Origin of the sequence: Spirulina sp. 06S082, from assembly GCF_034932145.1 — a bacterium.
Lineage (GTDB): Bacteria > Cyanobacteriota > Cyanobacteriia > Cyanobacteriales > Spirulinaceae > CCY15215.
Window position 1 is genome coordinate 19,843 of record NZ_JAYGHV010000003.1, and the last position, 16,872, is coordinate 36,714.

General features: G+C 38.5%; 16 protein-coding genes. All 16 read right to left on the minus strand.

Going from position 1 to position 16,872, the window contains the following annotated elements; translation table 11 throughout:
* Positions 1-30: 30 nt before the first annotated feature.
* Positions 31-438, minus strand: a complete 408-nt coding sequence (queF, locus tag VB714_RS00655) for a preQ(1) synthase (RefSeq protein WP_323220135.1) — start codon at positions 436-438, stop codon at positions 31-33.
* Between the two features lie 54 nt (positions 439-492).
* Positions 493-855, minus strand: coding sequence for a phasin family protein (locus tag VB714_RS00660; protein ID WP_323220137.1), 363 nt, complete (start codon positions 853-855; stop codon positions 493-495).
* A 19-nt stretch (positions 856-874) separates the two neighbouring features.
* Positions 875-1,078, minus strand: coding sequence for a hypothetical protein (locus VB714_RS00665; RefSeq protein ID WP_323220139.1), 204 nt, complete (start codon positions 1,076-1,078; stop codon positions 875-877).
* A 33-nt stretch (positions 1,079-1,111) separates the two neighbouring features.
* Positions 1,112-2,140 carry a GTPase ObgE gene (obgE, locus tag VB714_RS00670; RefSeq protein ID WP_416309570.1) on the minus strand — a complete coding sequence of 343 codons (1,029 nt, stop codon included), beginning with the start codon at positions 2,138-2,140 and terminating at the stop codon, positions 1,112-1,114.
* Positions 2,141-2,184: 44 nt separating this feature from the next.
* Positions 2,185-2,868, minus strand: coding sequence for a Mo-dependent nitrogenase C-terminal domain-containing protein (locus VB714_RS00675; RefSeq protein ID WP_323220143.1), 684 nt, complete (start codon positions 2,866-2,868; stop codon positions 2,185-2,187).
* 84 nt (positions 2,869-2,952) lie between these two features.
* Positions 2,953-4,965: a GAF domain-containing protein gene (locus tag VB714_RS00680; protein WP_323220145.1), complete on the minus strand. Its 2,013-nt coding sequence runs from the start codon at positions 4,963-4,965 to the stop codon at positions 2,953-2,955.
* A 167-nt stretch (positions 4,966-5,132) separates the two neighbouring features.
* Positions 5,133-6,245 carry a hypothetical protein gene (locus VB714_RS00685; RefSeq protein WP_323220147.1) on the minus strand — a complete coding sequence of 371 codons (1,113 nt, stop codon included), beginning with the start codon at positions 6,243-6,245 and terminating at the stop codon, positions 5,133-5,135.
* A 5-nt stretch (positions 6,246-6,250) separates the two neighbouring features.
* On the minus strand, positions 6,251-8,074 hold the full coding sequence (locus tag VB714_RS00690) for a hypothetical protein (protein WP_323220149.1): 1,824 nt from the start codon (positions 8,072-8,074) through the stop codon (positions 6,251-6,253).
* Between the two features lie 31 nt (positions 8,075-8,105).
* Complete coding sequence (locus VB714_RS00695) at positions 8,106-9,941, minus strand: LIC_10190 family membrane protein (protein WP_416309569.1); 1,836 nt, start codon at positions 9,939-9,941, stop codon at positions 8,106-8,108.
* 65 nt (positions 9,942-10,006) lie between these two features.
* Positions 10,007-11,047 (minus strand): glycosyltransferase family 4 protein, encoded by a 1,041-nt coding sequence (locus VB714_RS00700; RefSeq protein ID WP_323220153.1) that lies wholly within the window; start codon positions 11,045-11,047, stop codon positions 10,007-10,009.
* Between the two features lie 77 nt (positions 11,048-11,124).
* Positions 11,125-11,976 (minus strand): glycosyltransferase family 2 protein, encoded by an 852-nt coding sequence (locus VB714_RS00705; RefSeq protein WP_323220155.1) that lies wholly within the window; start codon positions 11,974-11,976, stop codon positions 11,125-11,127.
* On the minus strand, positions 11,973-13,130 hold the full coding sequence (locus VB714_RS00710; protein WP_323220157.1) for a glycosyltransferase family 4 protein: 1,158 nt from the start codon (positions 13,128-13,130) through the stop codon (positions 11,973-11,975). The genes VB714_RS00705 and VB714_RS00710 overlap by 4 nt, the downstream gene beginning before the upstream one ends.
* Before the next feature lie 28 nt (positions 13,131-13,158).
* Entirely contained in the window at positions 13,159-13,722 is a 564-nt protein-coding gene (locus tag VB714_RS00715) for a Uma2 family endonuclease (protein ID WP_323220159.1), read from the minus strand.
* A gap of 36 nt (positions 13,723-13,758) precedes the next feature.
* Positions 13,759-14,595, minus strand: coding sequence for a hypothetical protein (locus tag VB714_RS00720; protein WP_323220161.1), 837 nt, complete (start codon positions 14,593-14,595; stop codon positions 13,759-13,761).
* Positions 14,588-15,643, minus strand: a complete 1,056-nt coding sequence (locus tag VB714_RS00725) for a glycosyltransferase family 2 protein (protein WP_323220163.1) — start codon at positions 15,641-15,643, stop codon at positions 14,588-14,590. The genes VB714_RS00720 and VB714_RS00725 overlap by 8 nt, the downstream gene beginning before the upstream one ends.
* Before the next feature lie 3 nt (positions 15,644-15,646).
* Positions 15,647-16,870: a glycosyltransferase family 4 protein gene (locus VB714_RS00730; RefSeq protein ID WP_323220165.1), complete on the minus strand. Its 1,224-nt coding sequence runs from the start codon at positions 16,868-16,870 to the stop codon at positions 15,647-15,649.
* Positions 16,871-16,872 lie beyond the last annotated feature (2 nt).

Below are 16,872 nucleotides of genomic sequence, written 5' to 3' on the forward strand. Positions count from 1 at the left end.
CAAAGTAACAGGCGATCGCCATATTAAGAGTTAATAACCTTCTTTTTGATGTTGTACTTCAATAACAGTATGGACATTTCCTCGAGGAGTAAAATCACCCTTAACCGTCACTGCCAAGGGATCGCAAGCTGCCACAAAATCATCTAAAATTTGATTTACCGATTCCTCATGGGAAATATAGCGATCGCGGTAACTATTGATATATAGTTTTAATGCTTTGAGTTCTACCACCCGCAGATTGGGAGAGTAAGTTAGATAAATCGTAGCAAAATCAGGATAGCCAGAAAAGGGACATTTACAAGTAAATTCCGGTAAAGTAATCTGGATATCGTATTTTCGCCCAATGCGAGGATTGGGAAAAGTAATTAGTTCTCCTTCATTGATTAATCTTTCCCCATATTTCACCTCTGGGGAAGTAATAATATCGCTTTGACTCATGTTCAATTGATTGATATTGAATGTTTTTTCCTTATTTTAAATTCTACAAAAAAGCTATTCTTTTTGTAATCGATTGAGTTTTTCTTTTAACGCTTCCACTTGACTACGCAAACGGTCTGCATCTTCTGTTTGTTTGCTATCTCCGGGAGAAGATTCTTCCTCCTCAGAAATCTCGATACGTCGAGGTTCTTTCTGTTTCGGGGGGGATTCTTCTTCCACAACAGGTTGCTGTGCCTTTTTCACCAGATCGTCTACAAACTTATTGGCTTCTTCAGCACTGAGTTCTCCGCGCTGTACCATTTCATCTGCTAGTTTTTGAGCCTGAACTCGCAACTGTTTTAACTGTTCTCCCGCTTTTTCGCCAGCGTAGGAAGCCACTCCCATGCCAAAATAGAAGGCTTTTTGAACTATATTCAAGATTCCCTCTCTTGTCTTGTCAATTCAACTCTTCAATTGTAACGTCTAGAACCCGTAAAAGTGTCAAGAGACGGGAGAGGCGATCGCCTTCTCTGCAAATTAACCAAACGCGATCGCCTATCACCAAAATACTCACACTTACTAGAATTAGAATGGTGAATACGGGGGCAAAATCCGTGTTAGCGAGTTTGTGGTATGTCTCTATATCACTCGCTCTCCCCATCTCACTTCTGCTAGTAAATCCTTTTTAACTGAATTATAGATTTACAAATTTGAGATGCACCTGTTTTTCCTGCAATTCATCCAAATGTTGCCAAATACTTTGTAAGAGGAGATCGAGTCCCGATCGCGTCACTGCGGAAACGGCAAAAATTGGCGAATCTGTGATTGTTGCAAATTCGGCTGTGAGAAAATCTTGCAATTCTGCATCGATCGCATCCAATTTATTGAGGGCGATAATTTGCTGGCGATCGCTCAATCCCTTCCCATAAGCCGCTAATTCAGCTTGAATGATGCGATAATCTTCAAGAGGATTATCTGCGGTACTATCAACTAAATGCACTAATAAGCGGGTGCGTTCGATATGGCGTAAAAATTCGTGTCCCAAGCCAATTCCCGCGTGGGCACCGGCAATTAATCCTGGTATATCTGCAAATACCGTCCCATCTCCCGATGGTTTGCGAACAACGCCCAAATTGGGAATGAGGGTAGTAAAGGGATAATTGGCAATTTTAGGACGGGCAGAAGAGAGGGAGGAAATTAAGGTAGATTTTCCTGCATTAGGTAAGCCAATAATTCCCACCTCTGCCAGTAATTTTAACTCCAAACGCAAGCGATATTGTTCCCCATCTAAACCCGGTAAAGCCTGTTGTGGAGCGCGATTTTGATTGCTGAGAAAACACTTATTTCCTAAGCCTCCTTTGCCGCCTTTGGCAATACAAAAAATTTGCGAAGGATGCACTAAATCGGCGATGGTTTCTTCGCGATCCAAATCGTAAACAATTGTCCCGCAAGGCACCTCAATTTCTAAGTCTTTTCCTGATGCCCCAGTACAATTATTAGAACCGCACCGCTTACCATGATCTGCTTTGAAGTAACGAGCATATTTGAAATCTAAGAGGGTTTGCAGGCGTTCTGAGGCTTTTAAAAAGATAGAACCACCCCGTCCTCCGTTTCCCCCGGACGGACCCCCTGCCGGGACGTATTTTTCCCGGCGAAAGGCAACGACTCCATCCCCTCCATTGCCAGCTTGTACTTCAATTTCTGCTTGGTCGATAAATTGCATTTGGGTAATGGGTAATGGGTAATGGATCATGGGTAATTAGCCCTTTAACAATATTTCGAGACATCTTCTTCACAATCATCGGCAAGATAGGTGAGGGCGCGGAAACGCAAACCCACTAATTGATCGTAAAGGGGATTGAGCTTGCACATGGGGGGAATATGCACAATTTTATGGCCAAAAAGTTTAATATCTCGTTCAAAAGGACATTGCGGGGGAACCATTTTACAGACAAAACGGGCAACGCGAGGGTCTTTCATGTCCATTCCCTCTAACCAATCTCTTACCGGTGCCAAAACGTCAACAGAGGGATCTTGCGGAGGGTTGAGGGCATTGGTTTCGAGTTTGTGTTTTTCGGGGTCGTAAAGGGTCTGTTCTAAAGATTTTAAGGCTTTCACCTCTAATCCCAAAGCGTCGAGAAATTCATTAATCACTTTGGCTTCTTCGAGGGAATATACGCCATTGGCCAAGGCCATCATAACTGCTGTTCTGATAAAGTTTTCGGCAGTGTCGCGATCGCCTCCGAGAATGGCGGCCAAATCTTGGGGAGAAATGGGTTCTAATGAACCTAATGCTGTAGCGGGGGCGAGTTCATCTTGGGTGAGTTGGGCGATCAATTCTTGTTCTTCGGGATCGAAGTGACCGTCAGCCCAAGCGATGGTTAGCAAGCCGCGCAGCCATGCAGCAATTTGTTGGTCGGTATATGGGGAGTTAGCCACAGTAGTAGTCATGGGAAATCACCAAATCCAAATAGAAGGTTATTTGTTCAATTTTAAGCGTTCGATCGCCGGGTTTGGGAAATCGGAGCGATTCTCTTACAATTTTGGTGTATGAATGGGAATAGAAATGCGGAATTGAGTTCCTTGACCCACTTGAGAAACACAATCCAATTGACCGCCATGCTTTTCAACGATAATTTGATAGCTAATAGAAAGTCCTAAACCCGTTCCTTTGCCGACTCTTTTGGTGGTGAAAAAGGGATCGAAAATTCGCGATCGCGCGGCTTCGGAAATCCCGCTACCATTATCAGCAATCTCAATATTGACGCGATCGCCTTCTGCGCTGGTGCGAATTAATATGGTCGCATCTTCCTTGGAGTTACATTCCTCGATCGCATCGATAGCATTAGTGAGGAGGTTCATAAATACTTGATTGAGGGGGGCGGGATAGCACTCAACTAAGGGTAAATCGCCATAGTCTTTAAGCAGTTGAATTGGGCGATCGCCATGAGAGTTCCAGCGATGTTGCAAAATTAAGAGGGTACTTTCTAACCCATCGTGAATATCTACTGCCTTGATTTCTGCTTCGTCAAGTCGAGAGAAGGTTCGTAAGGAAAGAACGATTTTCCGAATGCGATCGCTCCCCATTCGCATTGATTCAATAATTTTAGGCAAATCTTCTCTGACAAAATCAAGATCGATCTCGTCAATTTTTTGGCAAACACCATCCTGGGGGACGGGATAGGCTTTGTCATAAGTATCGATTAAATCGACTAAATCTCGAACATAACCATCTACATGAACGAGATTACCAAAGATAAAATTAACGGGATTATTGATTTCATGGGCAATTCCTGCCACCATTTGTCCCAAACCTGCCATTTTTTCGCTTTGAATTAATTGGCTTTGGGTCTGTCGTAGTTCTTTCAGGGTGCGGGAAAGTTCGTCAGCTTGGGTTTGAGTGGTTTTTAATAATTCTGCCTGTTGTAGGGCTATTCCCAATTGCGTCCCGATTTGAGCCAGTAAATCCACTTCATATTCTTGCCAGTGACGGGGTTGGGCATTCTGGTAGGTTGCCAGGAGTCCCCAGAGAATATCTCCTTGCAGGATAGGAACAATAATACAGGCTCTAGCTTCCAAGTTTTCGAGGAGTTTGATATGACAGGCAGAATATTGCGTTTTATAAATATCGTCAATCACTGTAGTTTGATTGCGACGATAACGCCCACCTTGGGTTTCTTGCAACATCGTATCGGCAATAAAACCCCGATCTTTCATTAGGGGAGTCCAACCGGGGGCGATCGCTTCGGCGACGATCTGACCGCTCCAATCGGCATTAAAGTGATAAATAACAACGCGATCGCTTTCCAGAAGTTGTAATGCCTCTTGAGTGGTGGTCTCAAAGATGGTATCGATGTTAAGGGAACGGCGAATTCTATCGATGGTACTGACTAGGGTTTTATGGCGTTGGGCGGCTTTTTCCCGTTCCTTGGCGATCGCCAGTTGAGCGGCCTGCTCTTGGGTTTGTTTGAGGTATTCTGCTTGTTGGAGAGCAATGCCGAGATGAGCGCCAATTTGGGCGAGAAATTCGGCTTCGTATTCTTGCCACTGACGGGACTGAGAGTTCTGATAAGCTGCCAATAAGCCCCAGAGGTTTTCCCCTTGTAGGATTGGAACGATAATATAGGCTCTGGCTTGGAGTTTTTCCAAAAGTTCGATGTGACAAGGGGAAAAACTTGTTTGGTAAATATCATTGACGATCGCGCTTTCATTATGGCGATACCGTCCTCCTTGATTGTCTTTCAGAAAACTATCGGCAATGATAGAACGGTGGTAATTTTCCACCAGAGGAGTCCAACCACTCGCTAAAGATTCCGCGACAAATTCCCCACTCCAATCGGGGTTAAAGCGAAAAATGGCAACTCTTTCGGCGGCAAGGAGTTGACGAACTTCGCGAGTTGTGGTAGAAAAAATAGTCTCAATATCAAGGGAACGTCGGATGCGATCGATCACTCTCGCTAATGCCCGATAAGATTGGGAGCTTTGGTTGAGGGTATTGCCTGAATAGGTCTCAACCTCAGCATTTGTCGTCGTATAAGCGTGTTTCATTAGGGATAATACTACCGGGATTATCGAGAATGCGATCGGAATCTGTAATGTTAAATATAACACTTTATTTATATTTTCTTTATCTTTCCCGAGAATGAGATACAGACGCGATCGGGCATTTAACTCGCGATCCCCGTGTCAATTGAGAGAATACTGCGCGAGAATTGCTATCTAAAAGTACTACTAAGAGAATTAAAAAGCCTAAGAATTTCTCTTGCTTGTTTTTGTAAGGTGTGATGGGAATACCAGTCTCGAGCGCAATTGGCAATAGTCTGTCCTTGTTTTAAATTTAAGGTAGAACAATCACTATCTGCTAAATAATAATGCCGATCGCGTTCTAAACCATCAGTTGCATTAGCAGGATATCCCGTTAAAATTGGAATCACGCCATGAGCGCAATAAGAGGCAAATACCCCTGATTTTGCTAAATATTCGGGAGGGATAAAGCATAAAAAACCTGCAACTGCGTCTAACATTAATTGACCGATCGTCTCGGCGTTTGTCACTCCCATTTCTGTCACGGTGATATTATTAACTTGTGGCAATTTTAAACCCGTAGGCACACCAATATCATAGATTTCCTGAATCTCTAAGGCTTGACAAACGTTTTCGAGAATGGGTAAATTATCTCGATAAACGAGGGTTCGACTGTTATAGTGTCCAAAAATCACGATCCGTCGCCGACGTTGTTTTAAGGGAAGAATATTTTGTGGTTCACCAATATTACAAAATACGGGTAGAACTAATATTTCCTGATTTTTTTTGCGGCTTAACTGTTGAAGAAGATCGGCATAACTTTGTTTGCTGGTTATCGCGCGATCGCTAATTTGTAATAATTGGGTGGCGAGTTTTTTTTGCCAAGGAGATAGCCAAAATGAACTTGTCCAGGGAGGACCGTGATGATAGGGATAAATTTCGTGAAACATGGTAATCAAAGGTTGTTGAGATTCTTTTCGCCATTGTTGTAATCCTTGCAGCAACCAAAGAGGATAGCCGCGTTGAGCATAGCCGTATCCTTCATAATTGAGAAAAATAGGGTATTCTCGGGGTAATAGGGACAGCAGAGATTGTGGCGATCGCCGAGAAATTTGACTGATTGCAAATCCTTCAATTGTTTCTTTTCCTTGCCAATGAGGATTACCAATAATAAAATGCGTTTGAATCGCAAAGTCGCGATCGAGTTGTCTTGCTAAATTTAAGGAATAGTCTCCTAATCCATCAATTGAGGGGGGAAGACGGGGAACAATTTGAAATAAGATTTTTGAGTCTTTTAGCAACATAAATTTTAATCAAGATTGAGATCTGAAAAATAAACTGAAACACTCGCATCTAAATCGTTTGCAATATCTAGTTTATTCCAAGTTAATGCTTGAGGAAACCTCTCTTTCAGTTTGAGAAGTCGTTGAGGGTCATTTTCAATGAGTGGAGAAACAACTAAAATCACTCGTAAATTCTGAGAAGATAGAAAGGGTTGATTGCTATAAATACTCAGTTTACCTCCGTGACTTTGAAAAAAAGCACCATCTGCTCTGAGTAAAGGAATCGTGTGCTGTTTCATTTCTAACCATGCTTCAAAATTTGTATTTTCATCAATTGCCAAAACAATAATATCTTGAGGTGATGTAATAACAGAATGGATTTTGGAGACAATGGGATTAAGATTAGTTTTTGATAAAATTGGGATATAAAGCTGATTTTCAGTGGGTATATAGGGAAAACCAGAAAGACGTTCAATCACTTTGTCTTTAAAGAAAAAAGAAATGTGAAAAAGATTAGGAAGAATAACTAAAAAAGAGATTATGCTTAAAACAATTACTTTTTTTTGTATTGTCTGGTAATTCTGTTTCTGGAAGGTTTGAGTGAGTAAATTCCAGAGACTTGCTACTACAACGGCTTCGATTAGTAAAAAGGAACTGGAAGCATGGCGAGTATTGTAGATTAAATAATTATAGTTTAGCTTTTGCGCTAAGTAAGCTAAAACAAATAATGGAGAAAAACCCGTCCAACAAGCAAAAATAAGAAACTTTGTATCGATGATTTTTCGCGCTCTCAAAACAAGCCAGATTATTAATAATGTTCCCAGAACACCAATGATAGATAAAGGAATACCTTTTTCATTAAAAGACCAATCAATAAAAGGATTAAAAGAAGTATTAAAATAGATGAGATGAGTAAATAATTGAGATGCTTGAAATAATGATAATCCAGCAGTTCCAATTAAAGCAATCAAGAGAAATATGCCATGATTGGTTGGATCGTAATAATGAGAAAACTCTGTGGAACTTGCAGCTTGATTGATATAATCATAAGACTGAGAAAAAATAAAGTTGATTTGACCTAATAATAGATAAGGAATCAAAAAAAGTAAAACACTCAGGAAAGTCCCTATAATTTTTTCTCTTAAATGAGTTTTTTGTTTGTATTTTATGAGCCAATGATAATGCAAATATAAAAATAAACAGAAAGCTACAATAAATGCTGAATATTTTAGCCAATAAATCAATCCTAAAAGAAAAGAAAGGAGAGATAAATTGGTTACTTTTTTCTTATTATTTATTATACTTTTATTTAATAAGTCAGTTACAAATAGAACATATAAAAATAACCACGGCATAATTCCAAATGGGAATACTTCACCGTTGATTAGCTCTGTTGCTCCACCAATTCCTAAAACTGTAGAATAAAAAGGCAGAATACAGGCAAAAATACTCAGACTTATGCGATCGATACCAACTCGACTGGCAAGAGTTATCCAGCCAAAACAGCCTGATAAATAGAAGAAATAAGCTGTTAATTTACTACTGATCCCTAAAGGAATTCCCAATGCGTGTAAAGGATAAAGTAAGACAGTAATTCCAGGGGGATACCACACAAGCCAAGTGTTTTCATTTTGAGCTAAATCTGTTGCATTCGGTAGGTTAACAAAGTGTAAAAATGGTGTTTCTCCGCGAACAAATTGCTGCACAGAATTGAGAAGTAAAGCGATATCATCTTTGACGGTTAAAGGATATAAAAAACCGATAAAAAATAGTAAGCTGACTAAAGAAAATGATATACAAAATGCTGGAAAAAGTTTTTTTTGTTTAATTGAATTAATAAAATTAATCATTTTTTTCATTAGAATAAAGGGCGAATATAACTTATTTGTTGGTAGAGATTTTCTCAAATCCTCCTGCTAGTCCTTTTTCAGGATTGCGTAAGCGAATATTTTGATGCGTTAGAGAAGGAGTACAAGGAAGTTCCGCATTCCAACAACGATCTTCTGAAGTAATGAAACCAGGCGATCGTTCCCATTTATAATTAGGATTGGGAGTAAGATAAATAATATCATTAGTTTTGCGCTGAACAAAATAAGAAGGATCGAGGGTTTTGATGCGATCGGGTGATAACCAATGGATTTGATGCTCTGAGGAACTCAAAGTCGTTTTAAGAGGAACTAAGCTGACAAGCAGTAACAAAAAAGCCAAAACAAAGTATGCTTTGATTGTGCGATGATATCGCCACACCAGAACACTAAAAATGGTAGACAAACTGAGCAATAATATCAAAGTTAGGGATAGATTAAGCCATAAATTTGCCGTTCCAAAAATAACCCAAATTCCTGTTATTTGCCAAGGAGAACGCTGATGGAAATAAATAGCAAGTAGTAAAGCAGGAATGACAAAAAAGTAGGTAATTCCTATTCTTAGGTAAGGGCTTCCATACATCACAAAAATTGTTCCGATCGCACCTAATCCAATTAAATGATTTTTACCAGCAACTTGTTTTTGTTTTTGCAAGATAAAAAAGGCTGGAATAGAGAAAAGGATTAAAAAGACGGCACGTTCTTCTTCTTGTAACCAACTTTCCATCCATTCCCATGTTTGATAGTTTAGAGGTGTTGAGGAAGGACAGGTCCATCTCGCACAGTCTTGGATAATTTGAGAAATTGCTTGAACTGTATCTGTACCAAGAGACCAAGGTAAAAAATCAAAACAGAATAAGGAAGAAGGAAAGAGAGGACATCCTGTTGCAATGATAGCATAAGTAAATAACGGGAAGAGTAAAATGATAACAAAAACTCCTCCTCTAATCATTCGTTTCCATTGAAAAGAAGTACTAAAATTAAAAAATATTATAGCAGTTAATAGTAAGGGTAATGCACTTAATTTACTGGTAACGGCAGTTATGGCTAAAATAATAGGAATGAGATAAGGATTGAAAAGGGGTTTCTTGAGATTTGGGCTTTCCTCTGCTAAGACTAAAATTGTCCAAGTGATCACCATTGCCAAAATAGTAACGGCAATATCAGGAGAAGGAGAAACCGGAAGATTAAACCAGACAAGAACAGGAAGACAAAGAAAGGCAGAAATAACAAAAAACCAATCGCTTAATTGCTGTTTTTGTCTATTAATTCGGATGCTACAAATTGCGACTTGAACTAATGCTAGTAAAATCGCAAAACCTCCTGTTACTGTCGCTGTGCGATCGGTCAGAATTCCAGCATTGAATGATGCTGCTAATGCCAACCATGAGGAAGGATAGCCTAGAGGATAGTGAATTAAACTTAATCCTGGAACAACACCGTATTCTGATAGCCATTTAATTGTCGGAAAGTGATAATACCCAGTATCGTAAGCAACAATTTGTTGCGATTCTAAATTGGCTAAAATTAGAATGAGACAACTGAGAAAAATGCCCCATTGCCAAGAGAAAAGATGCCACAATGTGTTGATTGCTTGAGGAGTATTTTTAGGGTGGTAGGTTAGAATTATAAATGCGATCGCGATGAGGAACCCTACTATTGGTGAAAGGGGTACAAATAGAGAAGCAACGAGGAGAGACATGGCAATTAAAGATATTCCCAACCAGATCGCTAGGATTGCACGATCGCCTTTTTGTCCTAGAGATTTGGCATCAAGCCGATCTAAAATACCTGTTCCAATCAACCAACAAATAAATGCCAAGATTGGCCATACTATTGCTAAAAATAACATCGATCGATTCAAATTATAATTTTGCCCAAGATTTTACTATAATCTTTAAAATAGCTTAGATACATTCAAGATAATTCGATCTCTTTTAACCAACGATTATAGGCTATTTCGATTTCTTGAATTGCTTTTTTCCAAGTTAAATTTTGAACTTTTTGATATCCATTTTGAGCAATTTTGTATCTTAATTTTTCGTCTTCTAATAACATTTTAACACTTTTATATAAATCGGAATAGGCAATCTGATTTAATACAATAATTTCTTTTCCAGAGGTAAGATCGGCTGCAAAACCAACGCGACTGGCAACGACTGCACAACCACAAGCCATTGCTTCTGCGATCGCCAAACCAAAACTCTCATAAATAGAAGGAACAAGCATAATTGAAATGGATTGATAGACTTTAGCGAGTTCTTTTTTGCTTTCAATAAAAGGAATTACTTCAATGCGATCGCAAATTTCAATGTGAAAATAATCTTCTTTGTGAAAATCTTTTCCTACACCAATAATCTTGAACTGACATTGAGGAAATTCTTTGAGAATTTTCGGAATATCCTGTTGTATGAGTTGAATTCCTTTCCGTGCAATCCACGATCCACAATAACCTAAAATAGGAGGGCGATTAAAATCAACAGATAGCCCTAAATAATCCTCTAATAGTCCTGAAGAAATTGTCAAGATATGTTCTTTGTCTCCATATTGGTGCTGAAGGGCATAATCGCGATCGTAGTTAGATTGAGTAACAATTCCATGCGCGAATTTAAAAGCATTTTCAAATAAAAAACTTTGATCGATTTGATACCATTTTTGATGCGTATTTAAAAGTTTTGCATATTTATTCATGACTTCATTGAATTGTGTTTCTAAACCATTAGAATGACTGACAAGAAGATATTTGTTTTTCCAGAAATAGTTTAAAATGAGTACAGTTAGCCAGGAATCTCCACCATAAAACTCAATAATATCATAATCTTTTTGGCGAATTTGTTGGAGGGTAAATCCCAACATTCCTAAAGCAATACGATAATTATTAGCTCTTCCTCGCATAAATTGCCAAGGTTCATAAGTATCAGGTCCAAAACTATCGACTGCATGGCCTAATTGACTCAAACCTTTACAAAAATTAACAGTTACGTATCCCGAACCTTGAGACTCGATAAGGGGGCAATTACTAATTGATAAAATTTTCATAGGTTTGTTGTGGATTTTTCCCATCGCGATCGCACTTTTGCTAAGATATCTGGAACATAAAATAGAAGATTTTTATGTTTGCCTAAATAGAAAGAATAAGAGGCTAAATAACGAAGAAATTTGCAATAGTTTCTTTGCAAATAGAGATTATAACAGATACTCGAATAAAGGCGACTTTCATACATACTAACGGGACGACGGGTAATTGTTTCCGATTCTGCATAATGTTCGATATAAGCCCCCGAAATACAGCGACTGCGAAAACCATTCATATACAAATATGCCCCAAATTCAAGATAACTTTCACCATAATTATAATCTTCGATCGCGCGAAATCCGCGATCGTAAATCAAGCGAGGATAAATTGTGGAACCATCAGCAATACCCCAATTATTATCGGGGTTGGTAATGCCAATTCCTGTCCCCGAGGCAGAAAGTTGATTAGCTACGGTAACTTTTTTGTAAAATTTACCATCAATAAATCCCAATTCTCCTGTTGTCCAAATGGCTTGGGGATCGATGGCGATCGCGTCTAAACACTGTTGCAAATGACCGGGAGGAAGGATATGATCGTCATCCATTGTGCGGATGTGGGTCCCATGACAGGCTAAAGCAGCATGGTTTCTATTAGCATATAATCCCCGTTGACTTCCTTTAATATAGCGACAATCCCAGCGATCGGCTACCTCTTTTATCGCATTTGTCCATTGTGCATCCGAATCATCGGAAATAACAACTTCAAAGGGCTGTATATTTTGCGATCGCAGGCTTTGTAAGCAGCGATTTAAGGAGTAGGGACGGTTGCGGGTGAGAAGTGCAATACTTAAGCGAATTTCTGAAGGTTTCATGGTAATTTTTGCAAACTCTCTTGATAAACATTGAGAGTATCTTTCGCTATTTTACGCCAAGAAAAGCGTTTGGCAATTTTTACGCATTCTCGGGACAGGCGATCGCGATCTCCCTTGGATAATTGTAAAAGTTCAATTAATTTGTTGCTAAATGCGTCTATATCTCCTGCTTTTACCATGAGAGATATTTCCACGTCGTGCAACATTTCGCGAGGCCCAGGAACATCATAAGCGACGGTAGGCAGTCCAGCCGCAAGTTTTTCTAAGACAGCAAAACCGAAGCCTTCAATATAACTGGGAAATGCCCCAATGGTTGCATTTTTCAATAATTCAGGAAGATCGTCGCTATGGTAACTGGGAATAATTTCAATGTTGTCTTCTCTCGATAATTGTAAGTCTGCAATAATTTTTTTACTTCCTACTCCTGTACCTAAGAACAGAAAGCGAACTTTGGGAATACTGTTGCGAACTTTTTGTACAATTGATTGCCAATCTCTTGAACCCTTACGAGGACACCATGTACCGATAAAAACAATTTGAGGAGGGAGTGGATGAGAGGTTTTAGTGTTAACAATTTGAGTGAGTGTTTCTTGTCGAGATTGGGACAGACCAAAAGGGAAAACAACACATTTTTTGCCCAATTTTTTAGTTTGTTCGAGATATTGTTTTTCGTCACTATTGAGGAGATTAATTATATCACAGGTTTCGTAAGTACGAAAACAATAATTGAGTTCTTTGCGATCGCGCCATTTTAACAATTTATGAACAATTTTAGTCTTCAAGTTTGTTGTGGGAAGTTGGGCAATTTCAGTGCGATTAAATTGTTCGTATAATGGATAAAGTCCCACAGAACGAGTCACTAATAAACCGGAAAAACCCAAGGCTGTTTTAGAAATAGGCAAGTTTCCTTGATGTGCGTCGATGATATCAAAACGATGTCTATTTTCTCGAATATAGGCGATCGCTTTTTGAGAAAAATGCGCTCGGGTTAAAGTTGCCAAAAGTGAGGGATTTTGCTGAGGAAAAGCATCTTCTAGATCGAATTTTTCAATAATATGTCCTTCTTTTTGCCATTCTTCGGCGAGTTCTAATTGTACTCGAGATGCGCCCAAATTTGGCTTTAAAGGAATGTGAATCATTAATAAGATTCTCATTTTTTAGATAATTTATTTGATTATTATTTTATATTTGAGGAGGAAACAATTGAGATAAAGAAATTTCTAAATCGGGAAAAGCGAGAGGTACAATAGTTTCCGTTGTATTCAATTGTTGTTCGGATTGATAGCCAGATGGACTCGGATCGCGGAAAATATAAGCTCGATTTTCGCTAACATTTAATAACCAATATTCGGGGATATTTGCCCTTGCATAAATTGGTGCTTTTTCCTGATAATCTTTATTAAATGTTGTGAAAGCAATTTCAATGAGAAGGAAAATATCTTCTGGATGAGGGTGGCGATCGTAGTAGAAATTAGGATCAATGCGGACAATTGCAAGATCGGGTTCGGGTTCGGATGTGGTTAGGGTAATGGGGAGTTGAATACGGACTGAAGCAAGACCTCGCAATCTATTTTTCAAGTATTCATCGCTTCGTTGTGTTGTTCCAGCATGGAAAGTACCTTGAGGTGACATTTGGACAATACGACCCTCTAAAAGTTCTACTTTATCATCTTCTGTCAGAATACCTGCTTCTATCATCTGATGGTATTCTTCAACCGTCCATAAGCGAATTTGTGTTGCGGTCATTTTTCAAAGTGGGAAAATAAAGTCTCTAGACTTATTTTAAACTAAATATTGAGGATTGCACCAAAATTTGTGGCGAACTGGGGTGACATAATGCCTTAATACAGTTTCCTCTGTTGCATAGCGATCGCGAAATATAAATTCATCATCTCGACTCATAATATACCGATCTTTTGGTAATGGTTTTGACTTTTCTCGATGTAAGGTTAAGTGCATCATAGTTTGTTCTGTAAAATAATTAGGAGGTTCTTGAAGATTCAAAAATCGTTCCATTGCTAAGTCCCAATTGGCTTTTTTCTTAAAGAGAATAAAGCCACCATTAATCGGGTTTTCACGTTCTGATTCTTGGAGTATTCGTAAATCGAAAGCAGGATCGATATCTGGTAAATAATAAGAGTGAGGATCGGCAGTTTGGATTAAACTTTCCAGTTCTTTTGCTTGAGGGAAGAAGAAAATATCTGAATCTGTATAAATTGAAACGCGATCGCCAGGAATAGATAAAATTGCTGCTAGTTTTTTTCCCATTGGATTAATCGCTGCATATTCATAAACTTTTTGAGGTAATCCTCGCGTAAATTCAGACAAAGAAATGACGACAATACAAGGATGTAGATTTTTCAGTAATTGGCATTCTCGATCTGAATAACCATCAGAAATGACAGTAAATTGTTCTGGAATTCCTGCATAATTTAAAAAGCTACAAATGCTGGCAATTTGTTCGGGTAAGTCTCTGGGACAGGATAGGGAATAAATAGCAACTTCGAGTCGTTTTTCTTGTTGAATAGGACGGCGAATAATTCGACGCATTTGTTTCTGATAAAGCGATCGCGTAATTTTTCCTTGTAGTCTTGCGAGACGATAACCAATGTTAACCATTTGATTTTATCTGAGAATAAATTTGTGAACGTATTTGTTCTTTTAGTATAATTAATTTCTTTAAATTCTCTTCACCTACCCAAGATAATCCATATTTTAAGCCGATTCCACTAATAATAGATTGGATTCCAAACATTTTAACAAGTTCTCCTACTGTTTGACGAAAAATTTTAGCCCGTCCTTTGGCAAAATTATCTAAACATAGTCCATAAAGGCAGCTTTTTGCCTTATCTCGAATCTCGCGATCGCAAGTTTTATCAAAATAAACTTGTTGGCATAACTGAAAGGCTTCTATTGCCCAAATATCCATCTGTTGGGAGGATTTTGTCAAGTCATAAAGCCGCCAATTGGCAATAATTTTAGGCTCAAAAATAAACTTATATTGTTTAATTAATAATCTGAGAATAAATTCTTGATCCATGCAATGTTTTAGATTAATATCAATAAAATTCTCTTCCTGAAAAATCTTAGCAGTATAAAAAACCGAATGATTTGTCACCGCAGAATAGGGAATCATATTCTTAATTGTAGCAGGTTGTACGGGATAGTCTGCGATGAATTGACTCTCGCGATCGATATGCTTAACTAACCCATAAATAACATCAACTTCTGGATGAGAAAGATAAGTTTTAGCTGCATATTCAAAAGCATTAGGCTGATAGGTATCATCGGAGTTTTGCCAGCCAATTAAATCCCCTGTAGCACGTTTAAAACCCTTGTTGAGTGCATCGGATTGTCCGCGATCGCTTTCACTGACCCAATAAGCTAAATAGGGTTCGTATTTGCGAATAATTTCTACACTCCCATCGGTACTTCCTCCATCAATTATAATATATTCTAAATTTGGATAACCTTGCAAAAGAACGGAACGAATTGTTTCTTCTAAAAATTCTGCTTGATTATAACTTGGAGTAATAATACTAATGCGAGGATAGATGGAACTTTCTTGGGATAAGTTTACACTTTTTTCTGTCCAACACCATCCTTTTTTAGAAGATGGAGGAGGAGGTAAATCTTTAAGCGTGAGAGAAGTTGTTAAAATTGGCATTGATTAAGAAGTTTGGATAATCTGTTGATAAAGTTCGATATAGCGTTCGACTTGGAGAGATAAAGAATATTCTTTAATTGCAATCTTGCGGCAATTTTCACTCAAACGCGATCGCAATGTTTCATTCTCTAACAATTTTACAATTCCCCGAGACAAATCTCGCGCATCTTCTGGTTTTGCTAAGTATCCCGTAATTTCAGGACGGACTAACTCGGGAACTCCTCCAATATTAAAGGAAATAATGGGGGTTCCACAAGCTAAACTTTCTTGTATAGTTAAAGGGAGATTATCTGCACGAGTAGGAAGGATGAATGCGTTGGCTGCTGAATATGCGATCGCTTTAAAGCGATCGTGAAAAACATATCCTAAACTTATACTTTCTATTCCTAACGTTTCTGCTATTTTTTCACCTCCATTCCCAAAAGAAAGTAAGATAATTTTCTTTTGCAAAGATGTAGATAGATAAGATAATGCTTTCAACAGTAAATCACCTCCTTTGCGACGATAAGTTAGGTTTTCAACCCCAAAAAGTAGAATAAATTTATCAGAATTAAGTCCTAATAAGTCGCAACATTGTTGGCGATCGAGGGGTTGATAAATATCCAGATCGATACCGTTGGGAATGTGATGAACAGGAAAGTTTTTCAGCATACTTTTTTTAACTAAAGATTTAAGCCATTGACTGGGAGTAACAATTGTTAAATGAGAATGAGAATAAACCCAGTTTTTTAACTTCCATTCCCAAGGAGTGCTATCTCGTTGAATTTCTGGATATTCGTTGGGATAAGGACATTTTCCGCAGCCAATTTTCCAGCGATCGCAATCATAACTATAGGCGCAATGTCCGGTAAAACTCCACATATCGTGGAGAGTATAAACACTAGGTTTTGCTTGAGTTAATTGAGGAATCGCTAAATAGTTAAAATATCCCGTATGTAAGTTATGAAAATTGATAATATCTGCTTCTTGGAACCAAGAATGCTTGGGAATTGCAAAACTGCTAAGAATATTAAGATAATTTAAACTCAGTCGGCGATTGAAACGAGAAAGCTGATTTTCTAGCCATTGATTTCTGGAAATTTTGGCTATGCGATCGCTATTGGTTTTTGCTTCTCCGACTAACATTTTTGCATCAATTCCGCGATCGAGGAGTTTTTGATGTAACCGATAGGCTGCAATTCCTGCACCTCCAGAAATATCAGATTGATTGATTTGTAAAATGTTCATGG